Here is a 17,410-nt window from a genome sequence, read left to right on the forward strand (position 1 = left end):
GGTAAGCCAGGCCTTTACCAAGCCTCGACCGCACCACAATGACAAAGGCGTGCCCTCTGGCGCACGCTTTTTCGCATCCTAGATATGGTCTGCCGGCATCCGCTGATGCCGGACGGAATTCACACTCATAACAACGTCACCAAGACGAGGATGATCACCATGAAGCGCACAGCAACGGCCGTCTGGAAGGGCACGCTCACCGAAGGCACCGGCACGCTCGACACCCAGAGCGGCGCCTTCACCGGCGCGCCCTATTCCTTCAAGGGCCGGTTCCAGGACGAAAGCGGCAAGTCCGGCACCAATCCGGAAGAGCTGATCGCAGCCGCCCATGCAGGCTGCTTCGCCATGCAGCTGTCGCACTTCCTGGCTGAAAACGGCACCCCGGCCGACAAGCTGGATGCAGTCGCAACCGTGCATTACGGTCCGGCTTCCGGCGGCGGCTTCGAGATCACCGAAAGCGCCATCGCCCTGACCGGCACAGTTCCAGGCATCGACGACGCCAAGTTCCAGGAACTCGCCACCAAGGCCAAGGAAGGCTGCCCCGTCTCCAAGGCCCTCGGCGCCATCAAGGTCAGCCTGGAAGCCAAGCTCGCCTAAACTGCGCCGGCAGCATGACGAAGAAGCCGGTTCGCCTATCGCGGGCCGGCTTTTTTATTGGCCGTGGTCACCAAATCCGGCCAAGCCATTTTGGTTCAGCAGCCAATCCATCGAACGCCGTATCCGCCGAAATGAGCGTCAATCCACGCGTCATCGCCGTGGCTCCGATGATCCGGTCAAACGGATCTCGATGCGCCCAATCCAAGGTGGAAGCCAGTAAGCTCGCTTCTGGCGATACATCCACAAACCGCCCGCCTTGTTGATCGGCCAGCCTGGCCAGACTGCCGAGAAAGGGCTGCATCTCCGGCCATTTGCCAAGACGGACTTTCTGGCCGATCTCGAACAGGCTGATGGCGCTGATTGAAACTGTGTCGGCCTGTTCCATGGCAGCAAACGCTGCGGTGGACAAACGAGCATCGGCCGTCAGCGACCAGGCCCAGGCATGCGTATCGAGCAGGATATGCGTCAATCCCGACCTTCCCAATGCGCCAGTTCATCGTCGCTCATGGGCTCGAAGAAGTCAGGACCGGTTCCGGTGAGTTGGTCCTTTAGAAGCCCTACTTTGAACTGGCCCTGTGCAACGGGCACGATCTTTACCACCGGCAGCTTACCCTTGGCGATAATGACCTCTTCGCCAGACAGCGCCGCCTCGATCAATTTCGAAAGGTTGGTCTTTGCGGCATGAACCGTGACCTGCATCCGCGCCTCCTATTAGCTAACTTAGCTAATAGGAGGATTACATCCTTCTGTCGAGTCTCGGTTAACTCAGATGACGTTCAGTTCCACGAAGGGACTGTTTTTCGGGATGCGCTCCCAAGCAAAGGCGCTGCAATCGACGCTGCGATAACCGCCAAACGTCAACAGCTCGGCGAGTGCTTTGCCGACTGCGGCGGCCTGCTGCAGGCCGTGGCCGGAAAAGCCATTGGCGAAGAGGAAGTTCTTTACCTGGGGATGCGGACCCACAACAGCGTTCTGGTCGAACGTGTTGTAGTCGTAGTGCCCGGCCCAGGCGCGCGTCGGCTTGATCGCCTCGAAGGCGGGAACGCGGGTGGCCAAGACTGGCCAAATCACCTCTTCGAACAGGCTCCAGTCCGGATCGAAATCGCGCGGGTCGGCCGGGCCGTCCGTATCGGGATTTTCTGCGCCGCCGGTGATGTAAACCTGGCCTTCCGGGCGGACATAAATGCCCGAGGGATCGACCATCAGCGGCATGTCCTCGAAGCGGTCGCGGGCTTCGAACACGAACACGTTGCGCTTGCGCGGCTCCACCGGCAGATCGATGCCCGCCATGGCAGCGACCTTGCCGCCATTCGGGCCGGCAGCATTGATGATGAGACCGGCAGAAACCGCACCGCCCTGTTCCAGCGTCACGCCGGTGACCGCGTCTCCATCGCGCGTGATGCCGGTGACCGTATCCGTGATCAGGTCGACCTTCATGCTCTTCAACGCCTTGCGGAACAGGCCGAGCAGCGCATGGGCATCGAACCAGCCCTCGCCGCTGACACCATAAGCGCCACCGGCAATGTCTTCGGTCGACAGCCAGGCAAAGCGCTTCGCCAGGGCTCTAGCGTCTTCCAGCACGATCTCCGCGCCCTCAGCAATCTGCACGGCGTGGTTCGTCCTGAGAATGGGCAACCCTGCTTCGCTCGCCAGGATCAGATAGCCCTTTTCGCGGAATGCGATGTCGGCATCCGCACCGAAGCGGTCGGTCAGCTCGCGAAACAGGTTCAGCGTGAAACGCGACAGGCGGATATTCTCGGCAATGGAGAACTGCTGGCGGATCGATGCCGCCGACAGGGTTGTGGCAGACGTGGCAAAGCTCGGATCGCGTTCCACCACGCCGATCGTGCCGGTGAAGCCCTGGTCGCGCAGGAAATAGGCAGCGGAACTGCCGACGATCGCGCCACCGATGATGAGAATATCGTAGCCAGACATGGGGATGTTCATTCCGTGAAAGCGGGCGCACGCAATCAGGTTCATGCGTCCTTCGCAAGCGGCATTTGCGTAACCTGCCTCAGTAGAAAGTCCGATAAGCTCTTGCGCGTTCACCAAGGCCCGGCGATGAATGGGTATGACCGCCCCTCATCCCCACCGCTCAGTGCTTTACGTGCCGGCCGCCAACCAGAAAGCGCTGGCCAAGATCGCCGATCTCGCCGCCGACGCGATCATCCTCGATTTGGAAGACGCGGTTGCACCAGACCAGAAGGCAGCCGCGCGCGACAACCTCGTACGCTTGTTCGAGAACCGTCCAAACAAGCGCCTGATCATCCGCATCAATGCGATGTCTACGGAATGGGGCGCGGACGATCTGGCGGTCGCCAAATCCTGCAAGCCCAACGCCATCCTCCTGCCGAAGGTCGATTCACCGCGCGACATCCTGGAAACCGACGACGCGCTGGACGAGATCGACGCGCCCAAGCGCATCCGTTTGTGGGCGATGATCGAAACCCCGAAGGCGATGATGAATATCGGCGCCATTGCAGCGCTCGGCCGCGATCGCGCCGCACGCCTTGCCTGCCTGGTGGCCGGCACCAACGATCTCGCCAAGGACATCGGCATTCGCATGACGCCGGATCGCCGCTACCTCATGCCGGCTTTATCGCAGATGGTGATGGCGGCACGGGCCGGAAACCTCACTGTACTCGACGGCGTCAGCAACAATTTCCGCGATCTCGATGCCTTTTCTGCCGAGTGCAGCGAAGGCCGGAACATGGGTTTCGACGGCAAAACGCTGATCCATCCCGCCCAGATCGAACCCGCCAACCGCGCCTTTGCACCGAGCGAGGAAGACGTGGCGGAAGCGGAAGCCATCGTCGCAGCCTTCGCCGCCGATCCCGCTCAAGGCGTCATTCAGATCAACGGCCGCATGATCGAGCGGCTGCATCTCGCGCAGGCCGAAAAGCTGCTGGCCGCGCGTCTTTGAAGGACTACAGCGATGAAACTCTACCGCTTCCTGTCAGGCCCCGATGATTCGAGCTTCTGCCACAAGGTCACGACGGCGCTGAACAAGGGATGGGAACTGGCCGGCAGCCCCACCTACGCCTTCGACGCCGCGACCGGCACCATGCGCTGCGGCCAGGCCGTGGTGAAGGAGGTGGAGGGCAAGGACTACCATCCCGACATGAAGCTCGGCGAGCAGTAGGTCCTATTCCGCCGCTTCCTCGATTTTTTCCATGTCGTCGTCCGACAGGCCGAAATGGTGGCCGACTTCGTGGATCAGCACGTGGCTGACGATGTCGCCCAGCGTTTCCTCGTTTTCTGACCAGTAATCGAGGATCGCGCGGCGATAGAGCGTGATCTTGTTCGGTTCCTCGCCGGTTTGCGGCGTCCAGCGCTCGGCAATGCCACGGCCTTCAAACAGGCCGAGCAGGTCGAACGGCGTTTCCAGCGCTAGATCGTCCATGATCTCTTCGGTGGGAAATTCGGCGATCTGGATGATGATGTCGCCGGTCAGCTTGCGAAACTCTTCAGGCAGATGGGCATAAGTTTCCAGCGCAAGCAGCTCGAACTCCTCGATCGAGGGCGAAAACTGATCATGCCATTGCCGGGTTTGATAAAGACGAGCCATTCGGTCTCCTTTGGCCGGCTCATATAGAGCGTTAATTCGCGGCTTTCGAGGACTTTCGCATCCGACCCCTTACGGCCGCAGCGTCAGGAATAAATTCTCTAGAGTGTGCTTGACTCTCGGAGCACCCTCGGGAATCTATAAGAACATAACAGGAACGAACTCGACCGGAGTGGAACGTCATGGCGGTATCAGCCTTGGCGCAGGAAAGGCTTTGCGCCTTGCGTCATGAGATTGCCAGGATCGAAGGCGTACTGCCGGAGCGCTTGGCTGCGCCTTCAGCTGACGGGCAAACGGCCGACGGCATCCTTATGCGGCGCAGCGGACGGGGTCTGCCGGATGGCGATTGTCTGCCGAGCCAGGTGGAGCCGCTCGATGCCCTGCTCGGCGGCGGTCTGCCTTTGGGGGCGCTCACGGAAATCCACGCGCCGACCGCACGCGCCGCCGGAGCCGCAGCGGCCTTTGCCTTGGCGCTTGGTTCCAGGCTCCTGCAGCGCGAGCCCCAAAAGCATCTGCCGCTTTTATGGTTGGGCACGACGGAAGCTTTTTCCGAAGGCGGCCTGCCTTATGCCGCCGGCATCCGCGAAACTTTCGGCATCGCGCCGCAGCGCCTTCTTTTCGCCGAAGCACCCAAGCTCGGCGACACGCTGTGGATTGGTGAGGAAGCGGCACGGCTGCCGGATCTGGCCGGCGTGATCCTGGAACTGCGCGGCAATCCCCGCATGCTGGATCTGACCGCCACGCGAAGGCTGCATCGCCGCGCGCAAGCGGCTGGGCGGCCGGTGTTCCTGCTGCGCCAGTCAGCTGAACAAACACCCACCGCGGCACCCGTCAGGCTGCTTGTTTCCCCTGCGCCTGCGGGTTTGCGGCAAACGCTTGATGGTCCCTTGCGAGACTCGCTCGGGCCGCCGGGCCTGGAACTGACCGTCGCCAAAAGCCGCACCGCACGTCCAGGCACTTTCACGCTGGAATGGAACCCTCATGAACGCCGTCTCCAACTCCGAACAGCGAACCAACCTTCAGCCCAAGCACAGCCAGCGGTTTCTGGCTCTGTGGTTTCCGCGTCTGTCTACAGACCGAATCTGGCGCAAGCGGCTGGGCAAGTCGTGGGCTTCGCGCCTGAACGGCGACGTGCCGCCGCTGGTGGTTAGTTGCAGGCAGGACAATGCGCAGCGCATCGCTGCCCTTGATGCCAAGGCCGAATCCCTCAAGCTGCGCATCGGTCAGGGCATTGCCGAAGCGCGGGCCATGCATCCCGATCTCGATATCGTCGAAGACGATGCCGAGGGTGACCGGCGCCTGCTCGACGCCTTGGCCGACTGGTGCGATCGCTACACGCCCCTGGTGGCGATCGATTGGCCGGACGGGCTTTATCTCGACATCACGGGTTGCGCGCATCTGTTTGGCGGCGAAGTGGCCTTGATGGCCGATATCCGCAAACGGCTCAAGGAACAGGGTTTCGACATTCGCGGCGGGCTCGCCGCCACGCCTGGCACGGCCTATGCGCTGGCGCGCTTCGATTCCGGCGCGATCATCGAACAAGGGGAGGAAGCGCAGGCTCTGGCGCCCTTCCCTTTGTCGGCCCTGCGCCTACCGCCCGATACGCGCCACGGCCTGGAAAGCGTTGGTTTGCGTGTGGTGGGCGCCGTTTTGTCCGCTCCGCGTGCCCCGCTTGCCAAACGCTTTGGCAAGCAGCTTCTGCTGCGCATCGACCAGGCTGTTGGCCGGGTGGAAGAATCCATCACGCCTCGCCGACCGGTTCCGACCCTATCGGCCGAACGCCGTTTCTTCGAGCCGATCGGCACGATCGAAGAGATCGAGCAACTGGTTCTGACCTTGTCCAAGACATTGCAGCCCGCTCTCGGCGAACGCGGTGAAGGTGCGACCTCACTGGAACTGGCGCTGTTTCGTGTCGATGGCACCGTGTTCCGGTTGCGGGTCAGAACCGCACGGCCTCTGCGGGATCCCAAACTGATCCGGCTCCTGTTTCGCGAAAAACTCTCAGCCACCAGCGAGAGCCTCGATCCCGGCTATGGCTTCGATCTCCTGCGCTTGTCGGTTCTCACCGCGCAGCCTTTTGCGGAAGTGCAAAGCGACCTGATGAAGGAAGGCGATGAAGAGGTGCAAAGCATCGCTCTTCTGGCTGACCGGGTGGAAGCCAGGCTCGGTCGCCAGGTGATGGTGCATCCCGTGGAGGTCGCGAGCCACATCCCGGAACGCGCCATCGCCTATGCGCCCGGTGCTGCAAACAAGACGGAGGTCGAAGACACCAAGCCGGCTTCCACCTTCTCGCGCCCTTTGCGGCTCCTGCGCCAGCCCGAACCCGTGGATGTCACCGCGGAAGTACCGGAAGGCCCGCCGGCCCATTTCCGCTGGCGGCGCATGCATCACCGCATCGTGCGCGCGGAAGGGCCGGAACGTTTGACGCCGGAATGGTGGTACGACGAGACCGGCGAAACGCGTGATTATTTCCGCGTCGAGGATGGCGAGGGCCATCGCTACTGGCTGTTTCGCCAAGGCCTTTACGAGGGCGAGCCGAGGCTTGGCCCTTTAATGAAAGCCGAGGAAGAAGAGCGCCGCCGCAAAAGCGGCAAACTCGCTGAAACCGTTGATATGAATCCGGCGGCAAAGGAAGAGAAAGACGATCTTCAGGCGGCTCTTCCGCCCATGCCGCGCTGGTACATGCATGGGATCTTTGCATGAGCACGGAGCGCTTTCCGCAAGCCAGCCCCGCTTTTGCGGAATTCGCCGTGCAGTCGAACTTCTCCTTTCTGCATGGCGCGGCCTCGCCCGAGCAGATGGTGGGAGGTGCGCTGGAAGCTGGTTATACCGCAGTCGGTATTGCGGACCGAAACACGGTGGCCGGCGTAGTGCGCGGCTGGAACATGGCAAAAACCAACCGGTTCCAGTTTCATCCCGGCAGCCGGCTGGTTTTCTGCGATGGCACCCCGGATGTTCTGGCCTATCCGCAAACGCGTGAAGGCTGGGGGCATCTTTGCCGGCTGTTGAGCCAGGCCAATCTGCGTGAAGAAAGCGAAAAGGGCGCATCGCGCGTTTACCGCGCCGATCTCATCGAATGGGGCGCGGACATCTCGCTCGCCGTTCTGGCCGATCCCTATGGGGACACGGAAGAAACACTCGCCTTTCTTGAGGAGCTTCGCCAGCGCTTCAATCGCTCGGTCTGGTTGGCGGTAGCGCCGACCTATAATGGCGATCATCGTTTCCGCCTTGAGCAGGTGTCGGCACTGGCCCGGCGATCGGGCTTGCCGCTCATGGCCGTGAACGATGTGTTGTATCATCGTCCGGAATTTCGCGAGATGCAGGATGTCATTACCGCCATCCGTCTCAACAAGCCGGTCAGCAACATTGGGCTGGAGCGTCAGGCCAATGCCGAACGCTATCTGAAATCCCCTGCTCAGATCGCACGGCTCTTTGCCAGCATCCCCCAGGCCCTGGTGGAGACACAGCGCTTCGCCGCCACACTGCGTTTCTCGCTTAAAGAGCTGCAGCACAACTACCCCAACGAACCAACGCGAGATGGCGCAACGGCGCAGGAGGAACTGGAGCGGCTGACCTGGGAAGGAGCAGCCTGGCGCTTTCCCGACGGTCCGACCGAGAAGACGATTGAGATCCTGCAAAAGGAACTCGCTCTGGTCGAAGAGCTCGGCTACGCCGGCTACTTCCTGACCGTCAACGACATCGTACGCCATGCCCGTTCGAAGGGTATTCTATGTCAGGGGCGCGGTTCGGCCGCCAATTCGCTGATCTGCTATTGCTTGCGCATCACCGATATCGGTCCTGACCGGTTGGAAACGCTGTTCGAGCGCTTCATCTCCAAAGAGCGTGGCGAGCCGCCGGATATCGACGTCGATTTCGAGCACCAGCGCCGCGACGAAGTCATCGCCTTCATCTACGAGAAATACAGCTTCCGAAACACGGCCCTTGCAGCGGCGGTGATTTCCTATCGCTCGCGCTCGGCCATGCGCGAGGTCGGCAAGGCGCTGGGCCTGTCGGAAGACACGATCAGCGCTTTGTCAGCCTCGACCTGGAAATGGGGCGACACGTCTCTTGGTGCGCGCGAAGCCGCTTCCGCCGGCCTTGCTATGCAGGATCCGCTGACCCGGCGCTTTTTCGATTACGCCAACGCGATCCAGGGCTTTCCCCGCCATCTCAGCCAGCATGTCGGCGGCTTCGTGATCACGCGCGATCGGCTAGACGAGATCGTGCCGATCATGAAAACGGCCATGCCCGAGCGCAAGATGATCGAATGGGACAAGGACGATCTCGACTCCGTCGGCCTGTTCAAGGTCGATATTCTGGCGCTCGGCATGCTGTCGTGCCTGCGTCGCTGCTTCGATCTGGTGAAGCAGCATTACCCTGAAGAGCAATCCACCACGCTGGCCACCATCCCGGAAGGTGAGAACAACGTTTACGACATGATCTGCCGCGCCGACACGCTGGGCGTGTTTCAGATCGAAAGCCGTGCCCAGATGTCGATGCTGCCGCGTTTGAAGCCAAGGGAGTTCTATGACCTCGTCATCGAAGTGGCCATCGTCCGCCCTGGTCCTATCCAGGGTGATATGGTGCATCCTTATCTGCGCCGTCGCGAAGGCCTGGAAGAGCCGACCTACATCAAGCCTCAGTTGGAAGCCATTCTTGGCAAGACCCTCGGCGTTCCTCTTTTCCAGGAGCAGGCCATGCGGATCGCCATCGAATGCGGCGGCTTCAAGCCGGACAAGGCCGACAAGATGCGCCGTGCCATGGCGACATTCCGGCGCGTCGGCATCATCTCCCAGCTTGAAAACGAGCTGATCGACGGCATGGTCAAGAACGGCTACCCGCGTGATTTCGCCGAACGCTGCTTTCGCCAGATCGAGGGCTTCGGCGAATACGGCTTTCCAGAGAGCCACGCGGCTTGTTTCGCCTTGCTGGTTTACGCCTCGTGCTGGTTCAAGACCTATTATCCCGATGTCTTCTGCGCAGCGATCCTCAACGCCCAGCCGATGGGCTTCTATGCGCCGGCTCAGTTGGTGCGTGATGCCCGAGAGCATGGTTTGGACATCCGCGAAGTCGACATCAACCACTCGGATTGGGACTGTACCCTAGAGGAGGCGCCGTTCAGGCCCGATCATATCGCCAGCCGCCATCGCTCCATGCGCGGCGTCATCCGCACCCGCCATGCGGTCCGGCTAGGCTTCCGCCAGGTGAAAGGGCTGAGCCAGGCAGAGCTTGATAAACTGGTTGCCGCTCGCGGTTCAGGCTTCGCATCGGTGCGCGATCTCTGGCTGAAAACCGGACTTTCCCCATCGACGATCGTGCGTTTGGCCGAAGCCGACGCGTTCCGCTCGATCGGTCTCGACCGTCGCGCCGCTTTATGGGCTGCACGCGCACTCGATGCCAAGACCGCTCCCGAAACGCTGCCGTTGTTCACGCAAGCCGGCCTTCAACTGCGCGAATTCGAGCCTGAAACCCGGTTGCCGGAGATGCCGCTCGGCGAGCATGTCATCCACGACTACCGTACCCTCACTCTGTCGCTGAAGGCGCATCCGGTCAGCTTCCTGCGGGGTCGATTGGTGCGCGAGCGCACGCTGCCTTGCGCCGATCTCGGCCAGACGCGGAGCGGCCGTTTCGTGTCCGTGGCCGGTCTGGTTCTGGTGCGTCAGCGGCCGGGTTCGGCCAAGGGCGTGATCTTCATGTCGATGGAAGACGAAACAGGCCTCGCCAACATCATCATCTGGAAAGACACGTTCGAAAAATTCCGGCCGATCGTGCTGGGCGCCCGTTTTGTTCGCGTTTCAGGCAAACTGCAGCATCAGGGCGAGGTGATCCATGTGATCGCACAGAAGATCGAGGATCTGACGCCGCGTTTGGCCGAGCTATCGGAACACGGCCCCACGATCGACAGCCTTGCCAATTCCGATCATGTGCGCCGTCCCCTGCCGCAAAGCGCCAACGGCCCGTATTCAGAAAAACGCGTCGCCAAACTGATGCGCGACATGCCGGAGTTCAAGGAAGATATCGAGGAACTCGCCAAGCGCTCGGCCAAGGTCATGCCGCGCGGTCGCAACTTTCAATGAAGTGGCTCAGTCGAGCTCGATCACCCGCGCTTCCGATTGCAGCAGGATCGGAATGCCGTCGCGCACGGGATAAGCCAAGCGTGCGCCGGGCGAAATCAGTTCCTCATGCTCGGCATCATAGCGCAGCAGGCCCTTGGTCACCGGGCAAGCCAGGAGCTCGAGCATGCGCACGTCAAGCTTTGCCACACGGCGCGACGCGAGTGGATTGTTTGCCGGCTCATCACCCATAGAGAAGCACCGTACCCGCGGTCATTGCAGGCCTGAGCCAAAACTGTCGCGCGAGCGGGCCAAGGCCATTTCCGTAATCGCAATCAGCGTATCGGCGCGGGTGCGCAGATCCGGCGCTTCCAGCAGCGCCTGCTTTTCCGCCGCGCCATAAGGCGACATCATGGACAGCGCATTCACCAGCGTCGCGTTCTCCGCCCGGCTCACGCCCTCCCAATCCGCATCCAACTCGTTGACCTCGAGATAGGCTTTCAGCGTCTTGAGCAAGGCCGGCCGGTCGATCTCGCCACTGCCGGCGTCCTCGTTGAGGTCGCTGACGAAAGGCGCGATACGGCACAAGCGATACGGCGCCTTATGCTCGATCTCCTCGGATACCCGAAAACGGCAGATGCCCTGCAGACCGATGAGGTAGCGGCCGTCGCCTGTTTCCGCAAAGGAAACGAGGCGCCCAAGGCAGCCCACCGCGCACAGACTTGGTTCGCCATTACCAAGCGTCGCGCCGTCGAGGCTCGGCTGGATCATGCCGATCAGCCGGTCTCCGCCACAAGCGGCATCGATCATCTTGAGATAGCGCGGTTCGAAAATGTTGAGCGGCATGCGTCCGCCCGGTAGCAACAGCGCTGCCGAGAGCGGAAAGATCGGGACCACCGGAGGAATATCCTCCGCGACACGATAATGGGCATTGCCGGCCTGCACTGAAATCTCCTCGCTGTTGGCCAAAGATCTGGTGCGGGCCGGCCGTTTCTCAAGAGTGCGGGCCTTTTCTCAGGACTGTTTGTTAACGCACCCCAATCAACGAAACAAAAGCGAGGACAACTTGCGGCGTGCTGCAAGGGTCGAAGGATCAGTCAGACCCCAGGCTTCGAAGAACTTCAAAAGCTGCTGCCGCGCGCCGTCCTCACGCCATTCCCGGTCAGCCTTCATGATCGCCAGCAACTGATCGGCAGCCTCTTCGCGGTTGCCGCGCGCATTGGCGATCAAAGCGAGATCGAAGCGCGCACCATGATCGGTGGAATCAGCACTTAACCGGCGTTGCAACTCGCCTTCATCGCCAAGCTCGGCAATCTGATCGGCCAAAGCGAACTTGGCGCGCAACCCGGCAACACCGGCATGACCAGCCTTGTCTTCGGCAACACGCTCAAGCAGCTCGCGCGCCGTATCCGCCTGCCCGGCATCGAAATACAGATTCGCAAGCCCGGCCAGCGCATCCACATTGGTCTCGTCTTCGTCGAGCACGGCGGCATAAAGATCAGCCGCAATCGCAGCTTCGCCGCGTGTCACCGCCTCTTCCGCCTGCGCCAGAAGATCCGCCGTTCCGCCAGCCATGTCGGCCGTAAGCTTGTCGATAAACGCCTTGATCTGGGTTTCAGGCACCGCGCCCATGAAACCATCGACCGGCTGGCCGTTCTTGAAGGCGATTACGGCTGGAATGGATTGGATGCCGAGCTGGCCTGCAATCGAGGGATGCTCGTCGATATTCATCTTCACGAGCTTCACCGCGCCGCGTGCGGCCTGAACCACGCGCTCCAGAACCGGCGTCAGCTGCTTGCAGGGTCCGCACCATGGCGCCCAGAAATCCACCAGCACTGGCTGCGTGCGCGAGGCCTGGATCACGTCGGCGGAAAACCCTGATGTCGTCGTATCCTTGATGAGGTCGCCACCGCCGCTCGCCCCATTGCCGGCCCCATTGCCTGCAATGCCGCCGCCAAGCGTGACTTCGGTCTGGTAAGGCTGGCCCCCGCTAGCGTAGGGATTGTTTGCTTTATCGCTCATGAAACATCCTTCCAGACTTCAGCCTGCCCTTATCGACTTGGCTCACGATGTGAGCGATCAGGCGGTGATTTTCAAGACAAGAGGCGGGTGGGAGACGGCTTGAAGAAACGCCAGCAGGTCGTCCCTGCCGATCGACGTCGTCGCCTCGTTGGTTAGTGGATGCGCGTTGATCACCGCGCTTTCCATCAAGGTGCTGTCGAGCACCACTGTGACCCTGTTCTCGGTGTCGTTGATCGCACCGAACACGCAGACCGATCCGGGCACCACACCAAGCAGATCCATCAGCGCTTCCGGCTTGCCGAACGAGACCTTGCCCGACGCGCCGATCACATGATGCACGGTCTTGAGATCGACGACAGCCATCTCTTCCACCACGAGCAGAAAGTAGCGGTCCTTGCGATCCTTGACGAAGAGGTTCTTCGTATGCGCACCCGGGATCTCGCCGCGCAGATGCTGCGATTCCTCCACCGTATGCAGCGGAGGATGATCGACGGTACTTGTCTGGATCCCCAGCCCATCGAGCTTCGCCAGCAATCCCTCACGATCAACACGCATAGAACCCTCACCCGCATCACAAAACCGACGATAATCAGCGTTCCGTAAAGGCAGCGGAAAGGCTGCGCAAGCATGCGAAATTCCTGTTGCAATCGAAAAAGCTTTCGGCCATATAGGCGCGGCTTGCGGCGTTGCCGTGTGAGCGGGTGTAGCTCAGGGGTAGAGCACAACCTTGCCAAGGTTGGGGTCGGGCGTTCGAATCGCCTCACCCGCTCCAATCTTCCTTCGGGAAGTTCAAGCGATCAAAAAGCCGCCTTCGGGCGGCTTTTTTGTTTTCCGGCTCTTTGTCTCCAGCACCACCACTCCTGACTGACGACTGAACGGCAACAATCTTGATGCTTCCGCGTTCGATCAGTGACGCTGCCGAGAGGATTTCGGATGACGGAAGCATCCACATCCTGGTTCGACTTTCTGCTCCATGCCATAACGCGTGGCCTGGAAGGGACTGGCGTGGCCGTTATTGTTTTGGGGGCCGCTTACGCGCTCTTTCGATCCTTCACAGCGGCGCGCAGCAGCACTGCGCCGAGTAGTCCTTACCACCAGTTCCGCCAAACGCTTGGCCGTGCCATTCTGCTTGGCTTGGAACTGCTTGTGGCTGCCGACATCATCGGTACGGTCGCCATTCGACCGACATTGCAAAACGTCCTGATCCTGGCTTTGATCGTGCTGATCAGAACGTTCCTCTCGATCTCGCTCACCGTAGAAATCGAGAATCGATGGCCTTGGCAAAAGGCAGGCGAAAACACGGAAAGGCAGCCACGATGATATCGATGTGGTCGGACGGGCTGGATATCCTGATGCGGCTTGGCGCAGCGGCGATCCTGGGCGCAGCTATCGGCTTCGAGCGGCGCGTCCACCACAAGGCAATCGGCATAGCTGGCATGATCCTGATCGCTGTCGGTTCCACCACCTACATGCTGCTTGGCGTCCACCTCGCGCAACTCGATCCGAGTTCCCTGTCACGTACTCTGCAAGGCTTTCTGTCGGGCATCGGCTTCCTCGGCGGCGCCGTGATCTTCAAGAGCGGCTTCGACGTAAAAGGCATCAAAGCCGCGGCCGCAGTGTGGATTACCGGGGCGCTTGGCTTGGCGATCGGTACGTCCTTCTGGGGTCTGGGCGTAATCGTCGGCCTCGTCACGGCCGTGATCCTGTTCATCGCCGACAGCTACCCCGATCCTGTCCGTGAGGAAAAGACCAGCCCCGACTCAGAAAAGGAAGCACAGGCTCAAGCTGCGAAGAAGTAATTCACCAGGTGGAAAAACAGGGGCGCCGCGTAAGTCACGGAGTCCATGCGGTCGAGCGCGCCGCCGTGGCCTTCGATCATGCGGCCCCAGTCCTTTGCGCCCATCGAGCGTTTCACGGCTGACAGAACCAGACCGCCGCTGAAGCCGGCAAGCACGATTGCCAACGCCATGCCGGCCGCCTGCAGCGGTGTGAATGGCGTGATCCAGAACAAGCCCGCCCCCAGCAGCGTGGCGGCCAAACCGCCCCCGACGAAGCCTTCCCATGTCTTGTTGGGGCTGACCACCGGCGCGATTTTGTGCCGGCCGAACAGCTTTCCGAAAATGTATTGCAGCACGTCGCTCGCCTGCACCACGGTGACCAGGAAGAACAACAGCAGCACACCCTTGTTCTCGAAGCCGGGTATCTTCAGCAGCAGCAAAGCCGGCGCGTGGCTGATGCAGTAAACCGTCAGAAGCAGGGCCCATTGCAGCTTGGCCGTGCGCGACAGGAAGTCGTCGGTGTCATGGCGCAGCACCGCCAGAACCGGCAGCAGCAGAAAGGCGTAAACGGGGATGGCGATAGAAAACAGCGACTGCCAGTCGATCCCGATCAGCACATACTGCAGCGGCAGGAAGACATAAAATGCGAAGGCAAGGGCGGTATGATCGCCAGGTTTTGTTGGTGTGAGCGAGATGAACTCGCGCAAACAGTAAAACGAGGTCAGCGCAAACAGCACGAGCGTAACGATCCTGCCAAATACGAAGGCCACGGCAAAGATCGCGACCATCAGCCACCAGGCCCGGATACGCGCATTGAGGTTGTCGACCGTTGCACGGGCTTCCGTGCTTTCGGCACGACGTCCCAGGATCTGGCCGATCAGGGTGGCGGTGGCAAGAACGGTGATCAGCCCGATGAAGAGCGTGACAAGCGTCGGGTCCATCAGTTCACCTCCGCCAGGGCCACGATCGCCTCACGCGCCCGCTCCAGGAATGCTTCCTTGGTCTCGCCGCCTTCGATGTACAAAGGCGCGCCGAAGCGGACATGGCAGGAGATCGGAACAGGCAAAAAGGCGCCACGCGGAAAAGCCCGCGACATGTTCTCGAGGTAAACAGGAACGAGTTCGACCTGCGGAAACCGCGTCGCCAATCGAAACAGCCCCGACTTGAACGCGGCCGGCAGTTTTTCACCGCCGCGCGTTCCTTCCGGAAAGATGATCAGGGAATGGCCCCGCTCCAGCGTTTCTTCCAAGGGCGCGAGCGGATCCTGGCCGGACGCTGCGCCTCCTCCGCTGCGATCAACCAGAACCGCATTCAGAAGATCAAGCGCAACGGAGCGGCGCAGACGCCCCTTGCCCCAATAGTCCGCCGCCGCAACCGGATGCGTGGTCGGCCGCAGGCGCGTTGGGATCGCGGCCCAGAGCAGGATCGTATCGAGATGGCTGCCGTGATTGGCGAAGTAGATCCGCTGGCGCAGCGATGGCTGCGTGCCAAGCCATTCGGGCCGCCCGCCAACAAGAAAGCGCGCCAGTCCGATCAGGATGTGGTCGATCATGCCCGGTCCTTCAAACGCGCGCTCATCGCGCCGATGCGACGCGAACAGGTCCATGCGGTGCCTGCGATAACCACGGCCAGAATGATGATCGGGCTGTACAAAGAGCCGAACAACACGGCTTCAAAGAAGGCGAGCACGCCACCGATCGTCAACGCCGCCATACGCTGCGGCTTGGCCATCGGTCCGCGGAAATCCTGTCCGAAACTGAGCGATGCGCCGAAGGCGCGAAGATAGGCGGTCATCACCGCCAGGATCGCAGCGACATATCCCAGCTCAGGATGTCCACAACCATAGCCGAAGCCGATCAGCAAAAAACTGTCTTCGAAGCGGTCGGGGATTTCGTTGAACAAGGCGCCGGTGGGCGACCCACGGCCACCTTCCACCGCAACCATGCCGTCCAGAAGATTGCACAACAAGCGCAGCTGCACCATTAGCGCACCCACGAGAAACAACCAGGGATGCTGAGGACCGTAGCCGAAGGCCACGCCGCCCAGTGCCGCAAAACCTATCCCCGTGGCCGATACGGCATTCGGGGTGGCCGACGTCTTGAGAAGCAGCTTGGCCAGCCCTTGTGCCCAGCTGGTGCTGCGCGACGCCAAAGGCCGGCGATCCGCAGTCGCCTGCTCGTTCACCTGTTCCGCCATACAATCCCCCACATAGAACCCCGACTCACCCGATAGCCGGGTTCGATCCGTAAAACCAGAGTCGCTGCCCCTGCGGCAATCGGAACGTGTCGCGTCTGGCCGCGTGACAGGCCTGGGGTTGTTCGGTTACCACCTGCCGGGAACGAGATACTGATTGTTCCTATGGCGCAGAAGAAGAACCACGAAGTCGACTCCTGGCTGGCCCGGCCGGACCGTACCGCCCGCATCATCTTGGTCTATGGCCCTGATCGCGGCCTTGTCGCCGAGCGTGCGCGCAAGTTCGCCGTTTCAACTGGCATCGCGCTGGATGATCCGTTTGCCGTCGTGCGGCTGGACGCTGGCGACATCGACTCCGATCCCGGCCGCCTGTTCGACGAGGTGAAGACCTTTTCCATGTTCAGCAGCCAGCGATTGATCTGGATCCGCAATGCCGGCGCGCAAAAGGCATTCGCCGACGCCATCAAGGATCTCGCCAAAGACCCGCCTGCCGATGCCTTGGTACTTATCGAGGGCGGCGATTTGAAGAAGGGCGCCGGCGTGCGTGGCGTCGTGGAAACAGCGTTCAGCGGCATGGCCTTGCCTTGCTACAGCGACGATCCGCGCGCCATCGATGCCCTGATCGATGAGGGCCTGCAGCCATATGGATTGCGCATCGGCCTGCCCGCCCGCTCCCGCTTGAAGGCCCTGCTCGGCGGCGACCGGCTGGCGTCACGTGGCGAGATCGAAAAGCTGGCGCTGTATTGCCACGGCAAATCGGAAGTGGAGGAAGACGATGTCGCTTTGCTGATCGGCGACGTGTCGGCGACCTCGGCCGACGATGCCCTGAACGCCGCGCTCAAGGGCGACGTATCCGGTTTTCAGCAGGCTCTACTACGGTTCAAGTCGGCCGGCGGCAATCGAACGACCCTGCTCCTGTCTGCGCTTCGCCAGTTGCAGATCGTGCAAAGCCTTCGCGCGGACATGCAGACCTCCAACCGGCCTGCAAGCGCTGTCATCGGCGCAGCACGCCCGCCGCTCTACTTCGATCGCAAGGCGGCAGTGGAACGTGCCCTGACCCGCTTCTCCCTGCCACAAGCCTCGACCGCCTTGCAGCGCGTACAGGCGGCCATACTGGAAAGCCGGCGTTACCCCGACCTCAGCGATGCGATCATCGAGCGTTGTCTGCTAGGACTGACCCTGCACCGTCCTTGAGTGCGCGG

20 protein-coding genes and 1 tRNA gene are annotated in these 17,410 nt (G+C 61.4%); 10 read left to right on the forward strand and 11 right to left on the reverse strand.

The genetic code is table 11. The annotated features are described in order from the left end of the window. Positions 1-159: 159 nt before the first annotated feature. Positions 160-597, forward strand: coding sequence for an OsmC family protein (locus RTX98_RS03610; protein ID WP_312794651.1), 438 nt, complete (start codon positions 160-162; stop codon positions 595-597). A 67-nt stretch (positions 598-664) separates the two neighbouring features. On the opposite strand, the gene RTX98_RS03615 is transcribed toward RTX98_RS03610, so the two are convergent. From RTX98_RS03615 to RTX98_RS03625, 3 genes are all read right to left on the reverse strand, one after another. Further along, positions 665-1,066 carry a type II toxin-antitoxin system VapC family toxin gene (locus tag RTX98_RS03615; protein ID WP_312794653.1) on the reverse strand — a complete coding sequence of 134 codons (402 nt, stop codon included), beginning with the start codon at positions 1,064-1,066 and terminating at the stop codon, positions 665-667. Then, positions 1,063-1,296 carry a type II toxin-antitoxin system prevent-host-death family antitoxin gene (locus tag RTX98_RS03620; protein ID WP_312794655.1) on the reverse strand — a complete coding sequence of 78 codons (234 nt, stop codon included), beginning with the start codon at positions 1,294-1,296 and terminating at the stop codon, positions 1,063-1,065. The genes RTX98_RS03615 and RTX98_RS03620 overlap by 4 nt, the downstream gene beginning before the upstream one ends. A gap of 66 nt (positions 1,297-1,362) precedes the next feature. Beyond that, positions 1,363-2,532 (reverse strand): FAD-binding oxidoreductase, encoded by a 1,170-nt coding sequence (locus RTX98_RS03625; protein WP_312794739.1) that lies wholly within the window; start codon positions 2,530-2,532, stop codon positions 1,363-1,365. 136 nt (positions 2,533-2,668) lie between these two features. Between RTX98_RS03625 and RTX98_RS03630 the strand changes: the two genes are divergently transcribed. Both RTX98_RS03630 and RTX98_RS03635 read left to right on the forward strand, forming a co-directional pair. Continuing rightward, positions 2,669-3,520: a CoA ester lyase gene (locus RTX98_RS03630; protein ID WP_312794740.1), complete on the forward strand. Its 852-nt coding sequence runs from the start codon at positions 2,669-2,671 to the stop codon at positions 3,518-3,520. A gap of 12 nt (positions 3,521-3,532) precedes the next feature. Next, on the forward strand, positions 3,533-3,739 hold the full coding sequence (locus tag RTX98_RS03635) for a DUF1737 domain-containing protein (RefSeq protein ID WP_312794657.1): 207 nt from the start codon (positions 3,533-3,535) through the stop codon (positions 3,737-3,739). Between the two features lie 3 nt (positions 3,740-3,742). Here RTX98_RS03635 and RTX98_RS03640 read toward each other — a convergent pair whose 3' ends face one another. Continuing rightward, a complete protein-coding gene (locus tag RTX98_RS03640; protein WP_189504601.1) occupies positions 3,743-4,165 on the reverse strand; it encodes a metallopeptidase family protein in 423 nt (140 codons plus the stop codon). 179 nt (positions 4,166-4,344) lie between these two features. Between RTX98_RS03640 and RTX98_RS03645 the strand changes: the two genes are divergently transcribed. Genes RTX98_RS03645 through RTX98_RS03655 form a run of 3 tightly spaced genes read left to right on the forward strand, consistent with a single transcriptional unit; the run spans position 4,345 to position 10,239 of the window. Next, positions 4,345-5,313, forward strand: a complete 969-nt coding sequence (locus RTX98_RS03645; protein ID WP_312794661.1) for a hypothetical protein — start codon at positions 4,345-4,347, stop codon at positions 5,311-5,313. Beyond that, complete coding sequence (locus RTX98_RS03650; RefSeq protein ID WP_312794741.1) at positions 5,306-6,865, forward strand: DNA polymerase Y family protein; 1,560 nt, start codon at positions 5,306-5,308, stop codon at positions 6,863-6,865. Before RTX98_RS03645 ends, RTX98_RS03650 begins: the two co-directional genes overlap by 8 nt. After that, positions 6,862-10,239: an error-prone DNA polymerase gene (locus RTX98_RS03655; RefSeq protein ID WP_312794662.1), complete on the forward strand. Its 3,378-nt coding sequence runs from the start codon at positions 6,862-6,864 to the stop codon at positions 10,237-10,239. Before RTX98_RS03650 ends, RTX98_RS03655 begins: the two co-directional genes overlap by 4 nt. 6 nt (positions 10,240-10,245) lie before the next feature. Here RTX98_RS03655 and RTX98_RS03660 read toward each other — a convergent pair whose 3' ends face one another. The 4 genes from RTX98_RS03660 to RTX98_RS03675 form a co-directional block, all read right to left on the reverse strand. Further along, positions 10,246-10,467, reverse strand: a complete 222-nt coding sequence (locus tag RTX98_RS03660) for a Trm112 family protein (protein WP_312794663.1) — start codon at positions 10,465-10,467, stop codon at positions 10,246-10,248. Between the two features lie 21 nt (positions 10,468-10,488). Next, the gene (locus tag RTX98_RS03665; protein ID WP_189504595.1) at positions 10,489-11,160 is read right to left on the reverse strand and encodes an LON peptidase substrate-binding domain-containing protein; all 672 of its coding nucleotides are present in this window, start codon (positions 11,158-11,160) and stop codon (positions 10,489-10,491) included. Between the two features lie 96 nt (positions 11,161-11,256). After that, positions 11,257-12,237, reverse strand: a complete 981-nt coding sequence (gene trxA / locus RTX98_RS03670; protein WP_312794664.1) for a thioredoxin — start codon at positions 12,235-12,237, stop codon at positions 11,257-11,259. A 57-nt stretch (positions 12,238-12,294) separates the two neighbouring features. Beyond that, on the reverse strand, positions 12,295-12,792 hold the full coding sequence (locus tag RTX98_RS03675; RefSeq protein WP_312794665.1) for a prolyl-tRNA synthetase associated domain-containing protein: 498 nt from the start codon (positions 12,790-12,792) through the stop codon (positions 12,295-12,297). A gap of 142 nt (positions 12,793-12,934) precedes the next feature. Between RTX98_RS03675 and RTX98_RS03680 the strand changes: the two genes are divergently transcribed. From RTX98_RS03680 to RTX98_RS03690, 3 genes are all read left to right on the forward strand, one after another. After that, positions 12,935-13,009 (forward strand) — tRNA-Gly (locus tag RTX98_RS03680). A 161-nt stretch (positions 13,010-13,170) separates the two neighbouring features. After that, positions 13,171-13,557, forward strand: coding sequence for a DUF1622 domain-containing protein (locus tag RTX98_RS03685; protein WP_244641463.1), 387 nt, complete (start codon positions 13,171-13,173; stop codon positions 13,555-13,557). Between the two features lie 5 nt (positions 13,558-13,562). Beyond that, positions 13,563-14,036 carry an MgtC/SapB family protein gene (locus RTX98_RS03690; protein WP_312794670.1) on the forward strand — a complete coding sequence of 158 codons (474 nt, stop codon included), beginning with the start codon at positions 13,563-13,565 and terminating at the stop codon, positions 14,034-14,036. Here RTX98_RS03690 and RTX98_RS03695 read toward each other — a convergent pair. From RTX98_RS03695 to RTX98_RS03705, 3 genes are read right to left on the reverse strand one after another with little or no spacing between them, the layout of a single operon-like run. Beyond that, complete coding sequence (locus tag RTX98_RS03695) at positions 14,018-14,956, reverse strand: phosphatidate cytidylyltransferase (protein WP_312794671.1); 939 nt, start codon at positions 14,954-14,956, stop codon at positions 14,018-14,020. The genes RTX98_RS03690 and RTX98_RS03695 overlap by 19 nt on opposite strands. Continuing rightward, entirely contained in the window at positions 14,956-15,567 is a 612-nt protein-coding gene (locus RTX98_RS03700) for a lysophospholipid acyltransferase family protein (protein WP_312794672.1), read from the reverse strand. Before RTX98_RS03700 ends, RTX98_RS03695 begins: the two co-directional genes overlap by 1 nt. Continuing rightward, positions 15,564-16,211, reverse strand: a complete 648-nt coding sequence (locus RTX98_RS03705) for a CDP-alcohol phosphatidyltransferase family protein (RefSeq protein WP_312794673.1) — start codon at positions 16,209-16,211, stop codon at positions 15,564-15,566. Before RTX98_RS03705 ends, RTX98_RS03700 begins: the two co-directional genes overlap by 4 nt. Positions 16,212-16,373: 162 nt before the next feature. On the opposite strand from RTX98_RS03705, the gene holA reads away from it, so the two are divergent. Continuing rightward, positions 16,374-17,402 carry a DNA polymerase III subunit delta gene (gene holA, locus RTX98_RS03710; protein WP_312794675.1) on the forward strand — a complete coding sequence of 343 codons (1,029 nt, stop codon included), beginning with the start codon at positions 16,374-16,376 and terminating at the stop codon, positions 17,400-17,402. Positions 17,403-17,410 lie beyond the last annotated feature (8 nt).

This window comes from Tianweitania sp. (genome assembly GCF_032053605.1).
Classification (GTDB): Bacteria; Pseudomonadota; Alphaproteobacteria; order Rhizobiales; family Rhizobiaceae; genus Tianweitania.